This is a genomic window from Bacteroides sp. HMSC067B03, from assembly GCF_001811315.1.
In the GTDB taxonomy this organism is placed as follows: Bacteria; Bacteroidota; Bacteroidia; order Bacteroidales; family Bacteroidaceae; genus Bacteroides; species Bacteroides faecis.
In genome coordinates, this window is sequence record NZ_KV804360.1 from 91,714 (window position 1) to 111,627 (window position 19,914).

General features: G+C 41.3%; 10 protein-coding genes and 1 pseudogene. 7 read left to right on the forward strand and 4 right to left on the reverse strand.

Annotation, left to right across the window (positions count from 1 at the left end):
* Nucleotides 1-23: 23 nt before the first annotated feature.
* On the reverse strand, nucleotides 24-4,175 hold the full coding sequence (locus tag HMPREF2794_RS13120; RefSeq protein ID WP_010536841.1) for a response regulator: 4,152 nt from the start codon (nucleotides 4,173-4,175) through the stop codon (nucleotides 24-26).
* 309 nt (nucleotides 4,176-4,484) lie between these two features.
* Nucleotides 4,485-5,120, reverse strand: a complete 636-nt coding sequence (locus HMPREF2794_RS13125) for a DUF5033 domain-containing protein (protein ID WP_010536840.1) — start codon at nucleotides 5,118-5,120, stop codon at nucleotides 4,485-4,487.
* A 495-nt stretch (nucleotides 5,121-5,615) separates the two neighbouring features.
* Between HMPREF2794_RS13125 and HMPREF2794_RS13130 the strand changes: the two genes are divergently transcribed.
* From HMPREF2794_RS13130 to HMPREF2794_RS13140, 3 genes are all read left to right on the forward strand, one after another.
* Complete coding sequence (locus tag HMPREF2794_RS13130; RefSeq protein WP_022302092.1) at nucleotides 5,616-6,185, forward strand: DUF3575 domain-containing protein; 570 nt, start codon at nucleotides 5,616-5,618, stop codon at nucleotides 6,183-6,185.
* A 12-nt stretch (nucleotides 6,186-6,197) separates the two neighbouring features.
* Nucleotides 6,198-7,655, forward strand: coding sequence for a DUF3868 domain-containing protein (locus tag HMPREF2794_RS13135; protein ID WP_070751657.1), 1,458 nt, complete (start codon nucleotides 6,198-6,200; stop codon nucleotides 7,653-7,655).
* A 213-nt stretch (nucleotides 7,656-7,868) separates the two neighbouring features.
* Nucleotides 7,869-8,444, forward strand: a complete 576-nt coding sequence (locus HMPREF2794_RS13140; protein WP_010536837.1) for an ORF6N domain-containing protein — start codon at nucleotides 7,869-7,871, stop codon at nucleotides 8,442-8,444.
* A gap of 326 nt (nucleotides 8,445-8,770) precedes the next feature.
* Here the strand turns inward: HMPREF2794_RS13140 and HMPREF2794_RS13145 are convergent, their stop codons facing one another.
* A complete protein-coding gene (locus tag HMPREF2794_RS13145; RefSeq protein ID WP_010536836.1) occupies nucleotides 8,771-9,409 on the reverse strand; it encodes an HU family DNA-binding protein in 639 nt (212 codons plus the stop codon).
* Nucleotides 9,410-9,800: 391 nt separating this feature from the next.
* Between HMPREF2794_RS13145 and HMPREF2794_RS13150 the strand changes: the two genes are divergently transcribed.
* Nucleotides 9,801-11,060: a DUF3874 domain-containing protein gene (locus HMPREF2794_RS13150; RefSeq protein WP_371441454.1), complete on the forward strand. Its 1,260-nt coding sequence runs from the start codon at nucleotides 9,801-9,803 to the stop codon at nucleotides 11,058-11,060.
* A gap of 134 nt (nucleotides 11,061-11,194) precedes the next feature.
* Here HMPREF2794_RS13150 and HMPREF2794_RS13155 read toward each other — a convergent pair.
* Nucleotides 11,195-12,927, reverse strand: a pseudogene (locus HMPREF2794_RS13155) (ATP-binding protein).
* An 806-nt stretch (nucleotides 12,928-13,733) separates the two neighbouring features.
* Here HMPREF2794_RS13155 and HMPREF2794_RS13160 point away from each other — a divergent pair.
* The 3 genes from HMPREF2794_RS13160 to HMPREF2794_RS13170 all read left to right on the forward strand — a co-directional run bounded on the left by HMPREF2794_RS13160 (nucleotide 13,734) and on the right by HMPREF2794_RS13170 (nucleotide 19,906).
* Entirely contained in the window at nucleotides 13,734-15,026 is a 1,293-nt protein-coding gene (locus tag HMPREF2794_RS13160; RefSeq protein ID WP_010536834.1) for an Mfa1 family fimbria major subunit, read from the forward strand.
* A gap of 125 nt (nucleotides 15,027-15,151) precedes the next feature.
* Nucleotides 15,152-16,237, forward strand: a complete 1,086-nt coding sequence (locus HMPREF2794_RS13165) for a FimB/Mfa2 family fimbrial subunit (RefSeq protein ID WP_010536833.1) — start codon at nucleotides 15,152-15,154, stop codon at nucleotides 16,235-16,237.
* 12 nt (nucleotides 16,238-16,249) lie between these two features.
* The gene (locus tag HMPREF2794_RS13170; RefSeq protein WP_070751658.1) at nucleotides 16,250-19,906 is read left to right on the forward strand and encodes a BACON domain-containing protein; all 3,657 of its coding nucleotides are present in this window, start codon (nucleotides 16,250-16,252) and stop codon (nucleotides 19,904-19,906) included.
* The last annotated feature ends 8 nt before the right edge of the window (nucleotides 19,907-19,914 follow it).

Below are 19,914 nucleotides of genomic sequence, written 5' to 3' on the forward strand. Positions count from 1 at the left end.
GAGTGCAAAAGTAGTCATTTTTTTCATTCATACGTCGAAGGAGTCGTACCAAATGCATCTACAAAATGTTTGCGGAACGTCGGGATATCATTGTACCCCACCATTTCGGCCACTTCCTGCACCGCATATTGTTTCGTTTTCAACAGCACTCCGGCACGACGCATACGTACACCTCTGATCAGTTCTATAATGGTATAGTCGGTACTTTGCTTCACTTTTCGGTAGAGAGTGGGCTGGCTCATATTCATTTCCGCTGCCAGTTTCTTCACACTGAAGTCCGCCTCGCAAATATTCTCTTCTACAATTTTGATAACGGCTGTGATAAACGGATCTTCCGTCTTCACTTCCTCACCCGTCTGTTCCTGCTCGTTCGCGGCAATCGTATCTGTTCCCGGCAACTTGAACAATTTCGTATACATCTGCTTCAATGTCTGGCGACCGTTAATCAGATTACTGACTTTCGCTTTCAGAATGCCCGGAGTAAAAGGTTTCAGCACATAATCATCCGCACCCAACTCTAATCCGCGAATAATGTCATCATCCTCCACCTTCGCTGTCAGCATAATAAAAGGAATACTGCATGTTTCCGGATTCTCCTTTACCTCACGGCAACATTCAAAGCCGTCTTTAACCGGCATCATAACATCACTGATAATCAAATCGGGCATCTCCTTGGTTGCCATATCTACCCCCTCCTGACCATTCGTTGCCATCAGCAGGTTATATTCATTGCCAAACAGCACTTTCAGATAGAGGCGGATATCTTTATGGTCTTCTACAATCAATATCGTCTTTTTATTTCCACCCACTGCAGAGGGTGCTGCTTCTTCAGGCGTCTCCTCCGTAAAAAGTGGTAATTGCTGATCTTGTTTTACTTCTGTATCCTCTATTATCACCTCCTGTTTCGATAGTTCTTCAGCCGATGCCGGTTCTGCCACATCCGGCAGTTCCTCCGGATCGGTAAACTGAATATTCGGGTTATTTTCGAAGACAGCTCTGTCGACAGGAAGATTCACCGTCACTTTCGTACCTTTTCCTTCGGCACTTTCAAGAGCAATCGTTCCCAAATGCGCTTCCACCATCTGCTGCATGATAGTGAATCCTAATTGTGCAGCTGATAAATCATGCCCCAATCCCTCATCCTCTCTCATCAGTTGTTCGGCGGTTCTCACTTTTTCTTTTCCATTATCTTCTATTACCAGACTGACATAATGCCTGTTGTCACTTACGATCTCACAGACAGATAAGGAAACGACTCCTGCATAATGCGTATGAGTGAAAGCATTCGTCAGCAGATTATGAATAATAAATTCGACCTTCTTTTTATCCACATAGAATTCCGTCTCCTTCTTGATTCTCTTCTCGCAATGAAAATCAATGGTGTATGCCTTCAACAGATCTCGGATACCCAAAAGAGAACTGTCGATCATCTTGTCTACCGAATACGGAGCAACCTTCAGTTTTTCTTCCAGATCTCCCTGTCCATATACCGACATTAGCTGGTCGCAAGCATCCACCATACGAAGTGAATTCCGGTATGCCACTTGCAGAGAAAATTTCGAAATCTGAAAGTTATCTTTCTGCAAATCCTTCAGCGGAGCGATGATAAGCGACAACGGAGTACGCAGTTCCTGCACAAACAGCATAAGCAAGCGGTTCCTCATCGCTTCTATCTCTTTCTTCTGCTCCCGCTTCAACTTTTCCATGTTTAGGTTTTCCTTCAATATCATCTCCCGATCGCGATGCATCTGTTTACGCTGATCCCTCTTTCTGAAATAGCCATAGAAGAAATAAGATAATCCGAGCAGTAACAAACCATATATGATATAAGCCCATATCGTCTGATACCACTTGCCCTTCACTACGAGAGGAATCTCGATCAACTCTCCCTCTTTTCCATCCGGGAAAACAAGTTTTGCTTGCAAAGTATATTTTCCGGCAGACAATCCATTGAACCACAAACCTTCCGCAAGTGGTATCATCTTCCAGTCTTTATCCACTGGAAGCAGACGATAGGCAATTTTGCGCTGTGCCAGTCCGTAGCGCAAGTCGGAGAAGTACAAATGAAAATCATTATTATCGGAAGCGAACGCCAGCTTCTCCTGCCTTTCCGGAGAAACAGACAGAATTATCTGCCCGTTCCGTTTCTCTCCGGCCAGCACTGTTTCTCCGCCGACTTCCACGTCCGTCAGCATCAGATGCTTCTTGCCGCTGTCTCCTTTCGTAGCAGACGGATCAAAGAAAATCAGTCCCCACGAATTCGCCCATAGCAAGCGCCCATCATTCAAACGGCATACCGCACTACAGTTTCCCGCTGACAGATAATTATAGAAAGCTTCCTGTCCGTTTCTGATTGTCATCACGCCGACATTGTTTCCTGCCCAGGTATTTCCGATATGATCATCGACCATACAACTGACGTGTCCGTTTGTCAATCCGTTCCGCAAGGTATAAACCGATTCTATTTTTTCTTTTTCTCTTCCGTCGATGCGGACAACGACATTCAGATAAGCCGCATAAATCTGATTATAATTATTCACATAGATGGTACGGACACCGGCTTCCTCCAGCCCGTTCTCCTTTTCGTAGTTTCCTTCCACCCGTATCTGGTTACCGGTCGTTTCAATCCTCTTCAGTCCTTTGTCTGTACCGATCCACACATTACCTTCCTTATCTTCGGCTACTGCAAATACACTCTTGATTTCACCGGGCAGTCTTATACTCTTACATCCGTGAGTTTTCGGGTCAACCTGTATCAATCCATTCGAAGTACCTACCCACAAACGGTTCCAGGAGTCCAGGCAGAAACAATGAATAATTGTTTCCATTTTCCCGCCTTCGCTGTTTTTCAATTGAAAAGTTTCTATGCCTTCCGTAAGCGGATTGACAACGACTACTTCTCCGAAATTATTGCCCAGCCAGATATTTCCGTTCCTACCTTTATATATATGGTAATGCCCGGAGAAACCGGGCCCTTTTTTCCAAGGCTCAAAATGTGTATCCATCGAAAGCATCGGAGTAGTACTTCTCATAATGCCCCCGTCAGTCACCGTCAGCCAGACATATCCTTTCAAATCTTCAACTATACCGTCTACTCTGGACTTAAAAATCTGCCGCACCCGGCTATACATACTATCGCTGATATCAAATTTCACCACTCCGCCACCAAAGGTACCCACCCAGAGAATCTGCTGTTTATTATCCCATAGCAGACTGGTCATCTTATTTTCAATTCTCGAATGGAATGCTTTCTCATTCTGCGTCAATAGTGTCAAAGTAAACGGACTCTCACACAAATACTGGTTCTCAAAATGCAATTTGTATAATCCGTCCCAAGTAGTCAGATAAAATGTCTGCTTATCTTTCATCACCATATCCGTGACATATGAATTGGAGAAATCCGACTGATCACCTCCTTCGAGAGAGATCACCCGTTCCTTATGCGTTTTAAGGTCATAACATACAATGTCATTCCATAATCTGCAAATCCACAAATATCCCTGCCGCAAAAAGAGTCTGTTCACTACATTATATTCTCTGATCAGAGCACTCTTTTTCGTTACAAAATCATAATGCATCACCTTTTCACGATCAACAGAAAAATACAGATTTGTTTTTCCGTCCGTACAAAGATTGGCAACTTTCCCTTTTATCAAAGGTTCGGGATTCAATGTACAGAGTACAAAATCATCTTTTCCTTCTTTCTTACGGATGGGATGTGATTCAAACAATCCTTGCGAAGTAGCCAGATACAAGTTTCCGTCATACCAACAAAAATCATGAATCTCTTTAAGTTTCAATGGCCGGTCAAAACGTACAGGCAAATATTTTTCAATCTCTTTGTCAAAACAAGTCATTCCTCCCTGATAAAGTAAAGCATAATATAAACCGTCGGGAGCTTCCTTCAGCGTTTTTACAGCCTGATGCAGAGGAACAGAGAGAGAGTCGATGCTCATAATAAGGGGATAATCACGGAATCTGAAGCCGTCATAACGGGAGATTCCCTTATCGGTGGAGAACCACATAAAGCCTTCGCTTCCGTAACAAACATGATAAATTGTATTATTTCCGACTCCGTTTTTAATGACTAGCGGTTCCAGGTCCCAGTGGATATCTATAGAGTATGTCGGGAGAAAACCCGTCAGCAGTAGCAACAGAAAGAAGAACTTCCTCATATCTTAATTGTATTTTGTTTATGTGTATTGGCAGATAAAGATAGATAATTTAATCATTAGCAAACCGTATAACAACTGTTTTTTAGCAATAATTCACAATAAAATAAAAGCCCGCCGATCCGTAAAAGAATCGGCGGGGCTCCTCATTGTTTGTTTCTTAATTGTCTGAATGACTAAAGCGATACTATTGTTTGCTGTTTGGTTCCTCTTTTAGTTTGATGGAATCTCCTTGCACGGCGCAAGGAGTCCTCTTATATAGTTGTATATATTGTAACGTAATACCTAAAATCAATCAATTAGTGTAGTATTTTAATTGGCTGCTTTGGAAAGAGTAAAGCTATAAGTTCCCTGATTGTTTTTAAAGTTGTAATTGCCTTTAAAGTTTACCGGAACCTTTACGAGACAATTGTTCTGGTCGCTCACACGGAAATAAAGATAAGAAGTTGAACTGAATACGCTGCTGCCTTCGGCAGTGGTAGATAAAGAAGCTCCGTAACCTTGCCAGTTGAACAGATCAGTTGAAGAAGAATATGTAGTACCTATATAGTATACGGCATCTTTATCTATATTAAAGTTGAGTGAAACACACAATGCGAATTGTTCTACGAAAGCACCGCTTCTGGTACGGGCCTGATATTCGGCGGTCATCTTTACTTCTTTTCTGTCACTACCTGTACCGTAGTATCCTTCGGAAGTTTCAGATTCACAGTTACGAACCGTATTTCCGTTCTGACGAAGTGCTTCAAGTACACTTGCCATTTCTTCTGCAGTCACAGAAGGTACATCGCCTACTTTTGAATCAGTAGTTGCAGTTTGTATACCATATAAAGATATCATGGATTCAAAGCTTGAAGAGTTGTCTTCAAAACTATCACTTTCAGCATTAGAACATGCTACAAAAGTTAATGCCAATACACATGCGAAAAAGAATTTAATTGATTTCATATTAGTTCCTCCTAATTATTACTTGTTTGTTTAACTTGCTTGCGAATTGTTGTTTGCCAGTTCGCGGTCATTTTACACTTCTTATTGTTTATTTGCTCATGTTCCTTAGGAGGGAATCTTTAAACTTAAGTTGTCTTATTTGTCTTTCCTTATTTGTTTGTACATTGCAAACATAGGTGTTTTATTCAATAGAAAAAACTTTTTAGAAGGAAAAATGAATGAATTACCACTCTTTAACGAAGGAAATACAGCTTATTCAAGCGTTTGAATAAGATATGCAAGTGTTAAAACACCACTCATCTGCAAATCATTCAAAACAGGCGATAAAAATACCATCTATCACCCATGAATTATACACCACCTATAAAAGAATGATTTACCACTTCACTTATTAATTTCCATTGCAAGCGAAGAAAAGAAAGATGAATCCACCAATTAACGTCTATTCAGATAACAGCTACTTTTGTAGCATCAACAAACAAAACCCATCATGCGATGAAAAAGAAAAGAATCTTATTTTTGTTCGTTACCTTGTTTGCTTCTACCTTATTATATAGCCAGGTAGTCGGAGTGAAAACGAATCTTGTAATGGACGCGATGAAAATGATCAATCTCGGAGCCGAAGTCGGTCTGAGTAAGAAGTTAACTCTGGACTTGTATGCCAACTATAATCCGTGGAAATACAAAGATCAGAAGATGATGAAGATGCTCGCCATCCAGCCGGAACTCCGCTACTGGTTCTGCGACAAGTTCAACGGACATTTCGTGGGATTCCATGTACATGGAGGCGTTTATCAGGCTGCCGCCATCAATATGCCCTGGGGCATCTGGCCGGAACTGGAAGACCACCGCTTCAAAGGACACTTCTATGGTGCAGGCATTTCCTACGGTTACCAGTGGATTCTCGCCAAGCATTGGAATCTGGAAGGAAATATCGGTGTAGGTTATGCACGTGTCAAGTACGAGCAGTTCGAATGCAAGACATGCGGTGAGAAAGTAAGCGAAGGACATAAAAACTATGTAGGTCCTACAAAAGCTGCTATCAGTTTAATCTATTTATTCTAAAACAAAACAAATATGAAAAAGATATTATGCATACTCTTCTGCCTGCTGCCTGTATTGGGCGGGAAAGCGCAGACACTCTACAGAGATCAGGTGCGTATAGAAAAAGAATCTATCACGCGTAATGAAGATAATAATGTGCTAAGCATCGATATGGATATCGTGATGCAGGAAAATCTGAAACTCTCCTCCAATCATGTAGCTACACTCACTCCATTTCTCGAATCAAACGGACGTACCAAGATATTGCCGTCTATCGTAGTTTACGGACGCAAACGTGAAATAGTAAATCGCCGCAATAATATAACTCCGACTCCGGAGAGCATTTACAGCACCATCCGTCGTAAACATAACAAAGAGCAGATTGTAAACTACCGGCAACAATTTCAGTTCGAAGCATGGATGCGCGATGCGGAAATGAAACTAAATATTGATGTATGCGGCTGCTGCGACCTGCAAGAGGAGACCGGTGGTGAATTAATCACCCGTCTGAACATTTCACCCCTGCAAATACAGCCGTCCATTTCTTATATCACCCCACAGGCAGAAGCCGTGAAGCACCGTGCCATCGAAGGAAGTGCCTTCCTTGATTTCCCGGTCAACAAGACTATCATTTATCCGGAGTATCGCCGTAACACAGCAGAGCTGGCCAAAATACGTGCTACCATTGACAGTGTACGCAATGATGACAAGACTACACTTAGCAGTATAAGAATTCACGGTTATGCGTCACCGGAAGGCAGTTATGCCAACAATACCCGACTGGCGAAAGGTCGTACACAGGCATTGGTAGATTATGTGACCAGTTATTACAAGTTCGATACGAAACTGATTACTTCCGAATATACTTCCGAAGACTGGGACGGATTCCGCAAGTTTATCGTGGCATCTTCATTGGAGAAGAAAGACGATATCTTGAAACTGATGGATGATTCCACGTTGGATATAGACAAGAAAGAACGTCAAATCGCCCAATTGGCAGGTCCGCAAACCTATAAATACATATTGGAAGAATGTTATCCGGCTTTGCGCCATTCAGATTACACGGTCAACTATACCGTGCGCGGATTCAATCTTGAAGAGACCAAAGAGATTATCAAGACACGTCCGCAACTGTTGAGCCTGCAGGAAATTTACCGGATCGCAGAAAGTTGCCAGCCGGGAAGCGAAGAGTTCAACCATTCATTCCAAGTAGCAGCCACCATGTTCCCGGACGATCCTATTGCCAACCTGAACGCAGGGGCCATGGAGATTCAAAAAGGCGGCGACCTGACAGCAGCCAAGAAGCATCTTGCCAAAGCTGATCAGAAAGCAGCAGAAACACAGAATAACCTGGGAGTCATCGCTCTGCTGGAAGGCAACTATGATGCAGCGGAGAAGTATTTCAATGCAGCCAAAGCAGCCGGTCTTGCTACTCAGACTGACGCAAACTTGAAAGAATTAAAAAGAAAGAAGAATTATCCCACAAAATAATAAGACACAGACAAGTTTTGTTTTTACCCCAATAATTTTATTATTAATAATTTAAAACCCAAAAACAAACAGGAACGCACCACCTGAGAAGGCAGTGCGTTTTTTATATCATTAAATTCCCATTCAACGAACTAAAAAACAGATTTTATCAGTACTTTTATCTGATAAATCAATAATTTTGCAGATAGAATACCAATATCAAAGTAGAATAAGATGGAACAACTCGAAGTAATACAAAGTAAGATTTACGACATACGTGGGCAAAAGGTGATGCTAGACCGTGATTTAGCAGAAATGTATGGAGTCGAAACACGGGCTTTAAATCAAGCGGTGAAACGCAATACAGACCGTTTCCCGGTGGATTTCATGTTTCAGTTGACAGATGAAGAAACGGAAATTTGGAAATCACAAATTGTGATGTCCAATTCTATAAAGATGGGCGTTCGCCGGAATCCTTATGTGTTTACAGAATTAGGCGTAGCAATGCTTAGTAGTGTGCTCAACTCAAAGACGGCAATACAAATAAATATGGGCATAATGCGTGCTTTCGTTGCGGCTCGTCAGTTACTGTTAAACCCGCCGACCGACCCAGTACGTGAGCTTCAAAGCGAAGTCAAGGAACTAAAGGAGTACATCGAGGAAGTATTTGCAGACTATAACGACATCAACGATGACACCCGGATGCAGTTAGAACTTATTAATCAGACCTTAGCTGAGTTACAGGCACAAAAGGCTTTGGCAGACAAGCCGCGTAATCCTATCGGCTTCATTACTCCTAAGAAGAGATAATAAACAGGCTGTCCGATTGGCTGTCTCATTGGCATAAATCAATAATAAAAAAATACTTGTTTTTGTCTATTCGTTATCTCTTGTTTTCATTGGTTGAAATACTGTTCCGCTGATTACTCGCAAAGGATAGGGAATGGATTATCGCTGAACTTACAAGAAGTCTATTACAAAGAAAACGCACCACCAAAAAAGGCAGTGCATTTTTTATATTCAGATGATTCAGCCTCTTCAGCCACACTCCACAACCGCCTGCCAACGGGCAAAAGCGGCTGAAAGCACCCCTCGAAAAAGACACCTTCCGGCCTTCAGCCCCTTCAGCCGAAAAATCACCGGAGCGTCGGCTGATCTCTGGATGTCCCGTAAAATCCGGGGACAGGCACATAGATCGGCTGATTGCGCAGACCAATATTCTGCAACTTACCTTCCCGGCAAATTCTCCGGATATGAATCATAGCCGTAGAACGCAACATGCCGCACAATGCCTGGAAGTCGCTGCGCTGCATCATCTGATGTGTACTGAAATATCCCTTCAGCAACATGTCAATTTCCACTTCCGACAGTTTGGCTGAATGAAAATTCTTCTTCAGCTGCTTTACCTTAATTAATCCGATTGAGTTTTTCAATTTCTGATCCGAGCGAAAGCGGATCGCTTTCAACTTTATTTTCATATTCCGGCGTGGGGTATCGGCAGCGATCTCTTCCGTAGCAGTCAGCGTAGGATAAAAATACCCGATGCCGTCCAGATGGATCTGCCGTCCTTCGCCCAATTCCTCTCCCATTACTTGAGAAAGCGCATCCAGCACTGCCCTCACATCTACCTCGTTCAGCGTGCAGCGGGATTGAATCTTACTCCTGATTTCGTCCGTATCGACCTGACCATTGTAAGCAATACGAGGATGGAATCTTTTTTTCTTCGGTTGGTCCGGTGATACCGGATTCTCATACCAGTCAAATAATATAGCCATAGCTTTTCTTTTATATAAGTACTTCTGATCTGTTATTCCTATAGAAACTTCCGATGAAAGAAGCCTCATCTTCAGCGGCTAACGAACTATGACTGCCCGGCTAATGGAGATTAGCCGATTGACTAATGAAGGATAGCTGTTCAGCTAATCTTCATTAGCCTCTGATGTTTGCGGCTCCAAAGTTATAACATAAAGGCAGGAAAACCTAATGTTTCCTACGCTATTTCATAAACAGAAGTACTTGGAAGATTCTTGCGGAAACACTTGCAAACCCCTATCCTCAGATGGTAACTTTGATGCACGAAACTTATAAAAAACAACAGATATGATGGAAAAAGTAACCCAAATGATTGCCATGCTGATAAAGGCGTGGAAAACAGAGAACGTATTTATGCCAAACGCCGCAGCCATTACCGGCAGCACTGAAGTCAAATCTCCGGAAGCCCCTCCCCTGCCGGCAGCACCGGAACCTCCCGTCCCCGCTATGCCCGAAGCGAAGCAGCAGCCCTCCAATGGTTCCGCCTGCCTGACGGAGCGGGTAAACTCCTTTTTGCGGGCCAACTATGACTTCCGCTACAACCGACTGACGGAAGAAACCGAATTTCGCCCATTAAGCGGAACCAACAAAGAATTCCGTCCCATCGGGAAACGTGAACTGAACACGCTCTGCATGGAAGCTCATGCGGAAGGTATCTCCTGCTGGGATAAAGATGTGAGCCGCTACATCTATTCCACTCAGATCGGAGAGTACCATCCCTTCCGGCTTTACATGGACGAACTGCCTCCCTGGGACGGCATCGACCGATTGACTCCGCTTGCCCGGCGTGTATCTGCCCTGCCCTTATGGATAAAGGGATTCCACACATGGATGCTGGGACTTGCCGCCCAATGGACAGGAAAAACGGGCGTCCATGCCAACAGCGTAGCCCCCATCCTGATAAGTGCTGAACAGGGACGGATGAAGTCAACTTTCTGCAAGTCTCTGATGCCCAGAGTGCTGCAACGTTACTATATGGACAATCTGAAACTGACATCAGAAGGACAGGCAGAACGGCTTCTATCAGAAATGGGACTCATCAATCTGGATGAATTCGACAAATATGCGGAAAAGAAGATGCCGCTTCTGAAAAATCTGATGCAGATGTCGAGCCTCCACGTCTGCAAAGCTTACCAACGTAATTTTCGGGACTTGCCACGTATCGCTTCTTTTATCGGAACTTCGAACCGTTTCGATCTGATGAGTGATCCGACAGGCAGCCGTCGTTTCTTCTGTGTGGAAGTAGAAAAGCCGATAGATTGTGAGGGAATCGAGCACGAACAGATTTTTGCCCAACTGAAGGCGGAGCTTGCCGACGGGCATCCGTATTGGTTCAGCAAAGAAACGGAGCGGGAAATTCAACAGAACAATGCTCCCTTTTATCGCACCAGCTCAGCCGAAGATGTATTTTTCAGTTGTTTCCGCATGGATGCCTCGGCAGAAGAGAAATATTTGCAACTTTCCGCAGCCGACATTTATAAAGAACTGAAGAAACGGAATGCCGCCGCTCTACGAGGTTTCAATCCGAACCACCTGGCACAAGTCTTAATAAAACTAGGAGTAGAACGGAAGCACACGGAATACGGAAATGTATATTTGGTGGTACGCCGATAAGTCAATTTTAACATCCCGGCTGAAAGCACTGAAAGCAATATTTTTTATTTCCCGGTAGTGCTTTCAGCCGAAATGCCGATAAACAGAGGGATACGGCAAGGCTGAACAAGCTGAATCCCAACAGGTGGCATCCTTCAGACTTCCTCACAGCGCACCATGTCCCAGCCGCGAAACTGGATCAGCAACCGGTGAAAAGTCGTCCTCGACGCCAATTGTCGGGCCACTTTATCTTCGCTGTATTGAAGAAGTTGGCGATGCCCTTCGTCGGCTTGCATTGCAAGTTCCGCATCGGTAGCGGTGCGGGCAGCGTATTTGAGTTCGATGATGTAGCTGTGCTCAATGTCCGGATAGCGCTGCTTGTCGGGCAACAGGAAGAAATCGCAGTAACCATAGTTCATTTCCAGTTCCGGTTCTACCAGATAATAGGAAGCAAGAGCAAGATAGGCTTTGAGGAAGCCTTGCAGATTTCGCTCTCCTTCCATGCCGTCACGAACGGAGGAGTTTTCGCGATAAGCACAGGCGATGGATTCGAAAAATGGCTTCCAAACGCCATCGTAAGCGAGATCGTCTATCTGATCTTTCAAACGAGAAAGATCTAACGGATGAGCCTGCTGATAATATTCGCGCAGAAAGCCGAAATATTGCTCACGCACACAATGATTGGGAATGCACATTCGCAGGCGATCTCCGCGTGTGCCACACATGGTGAGCAATCCGTAATAATAGAGCAGGCTGCGAAAATTGTCGACATCCGCTACCCGTTCTGCCGGAAACGAAGTATGGAGGTTCACCAAAATCTCTCCTTTCGCCGCTATCTCCTCAATGGTACTCATGCGACTTCCTTCGTGAGCGCTGTCATGGTCGATACGGGCAAGCATCTTTAACTTACTGTAATCGGTACGGATGTTTTTGTCAACCATTTCTTCGGGGGAACGATGAAAATCAAACTGGCTACGTAAATAATATAAAGTCATATCACAATTAAAAACTCTATCATCTCCCAAGCTCATTCGTGCAAAACAATAATTATCATACCAAGGCTTCATTTCCGCTATCATCGCCTCAATATCACCGGGCAATGCATCGTTTTCCTGATAATACCGAAACATTTCGCGTACTTCCGTTTCACTGAATCCCATCATAGCATTAAAGCGGGAATCAGTCGATATATTCCAGTCTATATTGTATCCGCTGGACAGGTCATCCAGCGTGACCGGACTAACCCCCATCAGGAATATACGGTGAACATACCTTTATATTGCTTGAAATATTCACGATAAAAGCCACTGGCATGTGTCAGATCGTGAAACATCTTCTGACCGTGTTCGCTCAATATGACATTCGTGAAGTTATCGCATTCATCTATAATAAGGTATAAGGGATACCCCTTGGCTTTTGCCTTCAGTTCGATATAAGACAACTTTGCCTTGGCGCTGCTTATACTTTCGACAGTCGACTTGAAATCCGGATCGTAGAAAGAAGCGTAATCATCTGCGAACTGATTGATGACAAGACTGGAATATTCATTGAAACTAGCCATCATGCCATCTCCCGGAACAGAACAACCGGCTTTCGAGAAATCGAAATAAAGTACCTGATAGTGGTTTCTCTGATCAGTGGGATGAGCGCCAATCCACAAATCACCGAAATACCTGTCGAAGTTGTCCCGCTGCAACAGGTCATAATAAGTACGCATCATGCTCAGGAACAGGCTTTTTCCAAAGCGACGGGGACGGGTAAGGGAAAGATAACTCGGCATTCTTTCGATAAGAGGCAGGTATATGGTCTTATCCACAAAATAAAAATTGTCGTTCCTCAACCGGTTGAAATCCGATATTCCGTAAGGTATTCCTTTCAATCGATTCATATTGGCTGACCTTTTTATAATTAACATGAACAAAGTTAGTTTATTCCATGAGATTAAACAACGATTTGCAAAGATAATGTTTTCTATCTGCTATGGCTCCCCCTGTTCAGCACCCATTCTTGATACTCATTCTTGCTATTGATTACCATTATTCTCATGTAGTGGATTCACCTGCCACTAAAAGCCCAATCTGAGATGATGGCAGAATCATTCAAAGTCGAAGACAGAAGGGCTAATTTGCTCAATCAGCACAAATAGTTGCATATTCTAGCCAAGAACAAAGAAATAAAATAAAAAAAGATCGGATTTTATAACGGTGGTAAAAGCAAAATAAGGGTGGCAAAACATTCATCCGAGCTGAAAATCGTTCAAAAAGCGACTGATTCACCCATCAAAAAAGACCATTTCAAAGATTGACAAAAACACCTTAAAATTTGAAAAAAACACCGATTAGCAATCTCGCATTTCCCCCATATCTTTGCAATGTCGATAAGGGACAAAGGTTCCTTAGCCAAAGACAAGAGAATTAAAACAAACAAGTATAGTAACAAACAAATAAAAGTAACATTGCCTATAAAGAACAAACAAAAAGAATGCCCCCCTCGGAAGTATCTCTTATTCCTTATCATATAATAGGGACTTCCAACCAAAAGAACTGATGTTTAACAAAACAAACGACCCTCATCTCTCGGATGACTCTCACCCCAAAAAATCAAAAAACAAAAAACAGCATTGCTATACATATTATATAGTATATGCGACCATAAAAAAGAATTATTGCATCACACATTAAAATCAAAACGAAAATGAAAGTAAAAAATTTATTATTAGCAGGTTTGGCAGTAGCAGCCATGACAGCTTGTAGCAACAATGACATTGACGAGATCGTTGATAACGGTACTCAACCAACAACAGGTGAAAAAGCGAGCATGAAAATCAATTTCACATTCGCTGATTCAGGAACAGGAACCAGAACTGTTACAGCAGGTGGTACAGACGCAGGCGAAGAATTTGAATGGAAAGCAGCAGATATTACTGTAGTACTTAACTATGATCGCGGAGACAAGCGTATCGTAACAAAAAATTTGAAACTGGAAAAAGAGCCTGCTGACAATGGCAAAGTTGCACAATATTCAACTGAACAATTTGAAGTAGATGGTAGTGCTGGTGGTACTGATATTTACGCATTCGTTAATCCTAGTGATGCATTGATAGCCAGCCTTAGCACTGCAGACTTGGCTACGTTGGCAGTAAATAAAATAGCATCATTGCCTGCAACTTTAGATTACCTGACTGGAACTGGTTTAGCTGCTGAATCAAACAGTTTCCTCATGACCGGTACAGCAATGAATCAAAAATTGACTTATGGAGAAGTTGTTACTGTTCCTATTACTGTTAGCAGAGTTGTTGCCAAATTAGATGAAATGACAGAAGCAACAAAAGCATATCCTATCTCTGAAACTTCTGAACTGACTAACAAGGATGCTATCACTATCAAGATTACTGAGCATTCTTATTCAAATTTATCTGATGATTCTTACGCACTGAAAGCAAGTACTTCTATCACTAGCAGCTATCTACAACCATATATTGCACAAAATAATACAGCATCATACGACAGTTACAAGTGGATTGCAGCTGGCAATACATACTGCTATGAAAACTTCGGTAATGAAACTCCGACTCGCGTTCATTATGTAGGAGAAGTATTATTCGACGGTGAAGCTATTACAACAGACTTCTATGTTTGGGCTAGATTTGAAGGTGCTGCTAAAGTAGTTACAGCATACAAAAATTGGGAAACATTGACAGCTGCTGTTTCAATTCCAGAAGAATTTAAAACAAATGATCAAGTTTTGAAAGAAGCTTATGGAGTGAAAAGATATAAATCAGGTCGTTGCTACTATGAAGCAGAAATCCTGCATGCAACTGAAGGAGCATCTATCATCCGCAACAACTGGTACAAATTGTCTGTTAGAACCATTAGTGATTTAGGAACGCCAGATCCAGTTAAAGAACCGGAAGATAAAAAGACATATCTGATTATCAATGCTAACGTAGAGCCTTGGACAGTAAACATTAACGATTTCGATCTCTAATCTAATTATACATATTTGGGGAGGGATTCTTTCCTCCCCAAATATTTTTCCTTCTACATCAAAAGTAGAGCATCATATTCAAACAAAACATACGCTTCTCCACAAAAGCATAAAAAGAAAAGATAATGAAACGAACACTAACTACCATACAGAAAAAAGCAAGCAAAGTATTGTTACTTGCAATATTGGCTGGTGCAATTACATCCTGCGATTCAGTGTTGAATTACAATGAAGATTGCGACATCGAATATTGTGTAAAATTCAAGTATGACTATAATATGGAAGAAGTAGACGTTTTTGCAGAACAAGTAAGAACGGTTTCTCTTTACGCTTTTGATGAAAATAACAATCTTGTTTATCTGAAAACAGATGAAGGTGAACAATTGGGTGACGGAAATTATGTTATGAATGTAGACATAGATCCCTCCCAGTATCGTTTGATTGTATGGGCCGGGTTAAATGATGAATCATTTGCATATCCATTGTTATACCCTAACCAATCAAATATTGAAGAATTAAATGTAAAAACATTACGCAAACAAGCCACTCGAAGCCACACTGAAGAGGAAAAGGGACAATATATTGTAGAAAGCAGTCTCCATTCACTTTGGCACAGCGAAGTTAAAAAAGGAGTTACCACTCGTAACGGAAAACAGCAGATCACCAATGTGTCATTAGTAAAAAACACCAATACTATACACATCGTAGTTGCACAAGTCAATCAGTCCGGGGGACCGATAACAAAAGCATTGACAGAAAAAACATTTGAATGTGCAATTTATGATGACAATGGCTACATGAATTATGACAACTCACTACTCGAAGATAATCTATTGACGTACAAGCCCTACAATATACAATCAGAGATGGTTACCACTCATGCTTTTAGCACAACTGGTGAACCTGCAAAAGAATACAATGGGGTTAGCAGTGATTTGAGTATAGCAAGACTTGTAGAAGGTCAGAAACCAGAGTTAACAATAAGAAACTCAACAACACAAGAAGTTTTATTCCACAGTTCAGACCTCATAGAGTACTTCAAAGAAGTAGATGCCGAAAAATATAAAAATCGGAACTATACACTTCAGGAATATCTAGACCGAGAAGACGAATATACAATAAAGATATTTGTAGACGAAAAGCTTGCACTGATTAAAACTGTAATCGATGTAAATGACTGGATTATCCAAATCAATGATATTGAACTTTAAAAGACAAACAGTATGAAAAAGTACTTCTACATATTCATATTATTCTTTATACAAGCGACAGTTCTCTCTTGTACGGATGAAGAAATCTATGAATCACCTACTGATGGTAAAAGCAGTATAAAGATAACACTTAATGTTCCGGTAGACAATGGAAAGACCCGTGGATTAATCTATGGACCAGACGAGGTTCCAGTAGATGGTGAAAGCGAAATAAAAGACATATACGTCTTGGCTTTTGACAAAGAAAGTAAGTCGTATTTAGGAAAAATCCAATCATATATAACTAATAATACATTAGTTGCAAACGTCAATTTAACAGAAGATGAGTTTAAAGAATTAACCATCGTAGTCTTAACTAATTTGGAAAAGTTGACGAATGGTTACGAAATTATTGGTCAAATCAATGCTTTTGAAAAAGGAGCCCAATCAAAGGAAGAAATACTGAAGTCTCTCAAATATACATTCAACGAGATATGGGACCTTAACGGTCGTCCTCTTCCGATGTGGGGAGAAACAGACATTACTCCGGTAAGAAACAGCATTGCAACTGGAGAAGTCAATTTGTATCGTGCCATATCTAAAATTAATGTAGTCGTTAATTATGGAAAAGGTAGAAAAAAGGATGGAGTAGAAGTATTCAAGTTGAAAAGCGTCCGTGTATATTATGCCCGTACTAGTGGATTAGTAGGTTCATTGTACGCACCACAGCATAATGAGGAAGGCTCAAATACTATTACCAACCCTTCTATCCCTGAAGACGTAAGCTATTTCCCTAGATATAACGAAAATGCGGAAAATAACTTATTGTTCACAGAAAGCCAAGAAGGTGGTAGCTATGCTATTGAAAATAAAATATATGTTCCCGAATCTGATCAGAAAAATACAGAGGAACCAATGTGCCTTGTTGTAGGCGGTTACTATATGGGAAGTGATAAAGAAACTTATTACCGTGTAGACTTCAAACAAGGGAACAAAGGAAGTGAGTACTATAATGCAATCCGTAACCATATATATACATTCAACATCAACAATGTGACTCGTCCTGGTACAGATGAACCAGACCCAGCTTTAGATCATGTGGTGGTTGGCATGGATGTAACAATCAAAGATTGGACAACAGAATGGATGAGAGGTATTGGTGGACAATATACTTTGGATGTAAGTACAGGTGGATTTGTATTAACAGCAGGAGCTTCATCAAGCCCGCTCATTATTAATACAACACATAATGAAGGTTGGGAAGCCGAAAGTCTATCAAGCTGGATTACTTATACGAAAACAGAAGAAGGAATCCTTATTAAGGTTACTGAGAATAGCGGTGGTGAACGTCGCGGTTCAATAATAGTAAAAAGTGGTAATTTAGAAAAAGTTATCACCATCCGCCAAAGAGGAAAAGGTACTGCTAACAGCTATATTGTAAGTGACGATGGACACCAGATGGAACAACAATTAATCGTTACTGTAAAAGGTAATGGTGAGGTTGGCCTTGTAGCCGATGGCGTTGCATTAGAAGAAAAAGATCCCTATATCGCAGCAGAGAACATCGGTGATGTTAAGATCATTTGGGAGACAGCTGATGGATTGGTTACAATCGCAGAAGAAAATGGTAAAGCTAAGCTAGATATGGAAAGCGGCACTATTAAATATAAAGTTAATTTAGCCTGTAAAAATTCTGATATTGAAGCTAGCAACACTCTGAATAGTCAAAACTACAAAGGTGGGAATGCGTTGATCGGAGCTTTCGGTAAGAATCAGGATGGTAGCGTGAACTATAATGACTTATTATGGTCATGGCATATCTGGGTATGTCCAGATATTGATACAGACAAAGATGGTTATATTGGAGAGACAGAATTAGCAGCCATAGATCAGAAATGGGCTACTGGCTATACATTTATGGATCGCAATATGGGAGCATTGAGTAACAAGCCAGGAGTACCATCATTAGGACTGCTTTACCAATGGGGACGTAAAGATCCATTCATTGGAGCAGCGAGAGTTAGTACTGAGCAAGTTAACAATCAGATGTACACTCATCTTCCTCTTGAAAGCTATGGCTATAATTGGCATAATTCATCAGGAAACATGACTATTGAGGAAACGACCAAAGCACCCACCACCCTAATTAAGGGAATTATTACAGGTATCGACTATGCATCTCTTTGGGGAACTGCTACGGGACTAAAAGGTGAAACGAATGCCGGTAATAAGACAATATACGATCCATGTCCTTACGGATACCGTGTACCTAATGTAGCTGCTATTATATTCAAAGGGAAACCATATTCAGGTGCAAGTAGTTCAACTAGTGAAGACGCCAATTGGTATTCCAATAATGAATTTTGGCCGTTGCAAACAAATGGATCAGAAGGTGGCTGGACTAAGTATAAGCAAGTAACAGATCAAAGTTCTTATGGTTTTTGGTTAAGATATGATAAACATGATAGTGAACCTAATATTACTCAATATAGTGATACTAATAAAAAGAATAACCAGCAAAGCACTGAAGATAACAGAATAACATGGTTGCCTTTAAGTGGTGTTTATGATGGAGATGTAAATCAACTAGCATTAGTCGATAATCAGAATTCACTACTAACTAATAGCATTATGTGGACCAATTCTTCTGTTACCGTAAACGGTAACGACCGTCCGGCTGGATTATTCTTACATGGTGTACAAGCATCTTCATCAATTGATGGAAATCACTTCCACAAACTAAAAGAAAGCGGAAATAATAGTAACCTTTACGCAAAACCTCAACATGCCGGTGCTCTACGCTGCGTAAGAGACGTCAAGGTTGATATGGGAGAGGAAAATGCTATTAAAATGCCAGATGATGTTTATTTAGAAGCAACGGCTGGTAGTACTCAAACAAAAGAGCTAACCTCCCTTCTGGATAGTTGGGAAGTTGTAGACCCAGGAGCTACTTGGTTTGTAATGACACCAGACGCTGGTTCTACGGGCAGTAAACAAAAGCTGACATTTAAGGCCACACAATCCAATACTGGAGGCGCGCGAACAGCTTATATTAAGATTAAATTTAATGATACAGAAGGAACTATTAAATCTATAAAAGTAACCCAAGCTGGTCTAAATCTTAATGATCATACTGTTACCTCTCCTATTAATCTTACAAGTGCAAGTAACAATGATGCAAAAGGAAATATTGTCGCTATCAATGATTCTTGGGAAATCATTAGTGGCAAAGTAAGTTGGTTAGAAATATCACCAATGAGAAGCGAATCTCTAAATAATGGTGGAACGTCGAACGTTACTTATAGAACGACTGAGACAAATACATCAAATAATGCGCGTTCTACAACATTGACTGTACGTTTTGGCAACGGAGAGACCAAAGCCATAACAGTAACTCAAGCTGGAAAATATGAACTTGATGTTTCACCAAAAGAGATGGAGTTTGAACGCAAAAATGCCGCTACTCAATATTTCGCTATTACATCCAATACAACATGGACAATTACTAAAAACGTGAATTGGATTACATTAGGAAATAATTCGGGAAATGGAAATCTAAAGATTTCAGTAAAGTGCAGTGATAACGATAATTGGTTTGCAGAATCTCGAACAGGAACAATTACAATAAAAACATCTGATGGCAGCATAGTCAAAACAATTACAGTCTACCAAGAAGGTTACTACAGGTAAAACAAACT

Excerpts from the sequence above, each read along its gene's own strand:
- HMPREF2794_RS13120 (WP_010536841.1), bottom strand. The coding sequence starts at position 4,175 with ATGAGGAAGTTCTTCTTTCTGTTGCTACTGCTGACGGGTTTTCTCCCG.
- HMPREF2794_RS13125 (WP_010536840.1), bottom strand. The coding sequence starts at position 5,120 with ATGAAATCAATTAAATTCTTTTTCGCATGTGTATTGGCATTAACTTTT.
- HMPREF2794_RS13130 (WP_022302092.1), top strand. The coding sequence starts at position 5,616 with ATGAAAAAGAAAAGAATCTTATTTTTGTTCGTTACCTTGTTTGCTTCT.
- HMPREF2794_RS13135 (WP_070751657.1), top strand. The coding sequence starts at position 6,198 with ATGAAAAAGATATTATGCATACTCTTCTGCCTGCTGCCTGTATTGGGC.
- HMPREF2794_RS13140 (WP_010536837.1), top strand. The coding sequence starts at position 7,869 with ATGGAACAACTCGAAGTAATACAAAGTAAGATTTACGACATACGTGGG.
- HMPREF2794_RS13145 (WP_010536836.1), bottom strand. The coding sequence starts at position 9,409 with ATGGCTATATTATTTGACTGGTATGAGAATCCGGTATCACCGGACCAA.
- HMPREF2794_RS13150 (WP_371441454.1), top strand. The coding sequence starts at position 9,801 with ATGCCAAACGCCGCAGCCATTACCGGCAGCACTGAAGTCAAATCTCCG.
- HMPREF2794_RS13160 (WP_010536834.1), top strand. The coding sequence starts at position 13,734 with ATGAAAGTAAAAAATTTATTATTAGCAGGTTTGGCAGTAGCAGCCATG.
- HMPREF2794_RS13165 (WP_010536833.1), top strand. The coding sequence starts at position 15,152 with ATGAAACGAACACTAACTACCATACAGAAAAAAGCAAGCAAAGTATTG.
- HMPREF2794_RS13170 (WP_070751658.1), top strand. The coding sequence starts at position 16,250 with ATGAAAAAGTACTTCTACATATTCATATTATTCTTTATACAAGCGACA.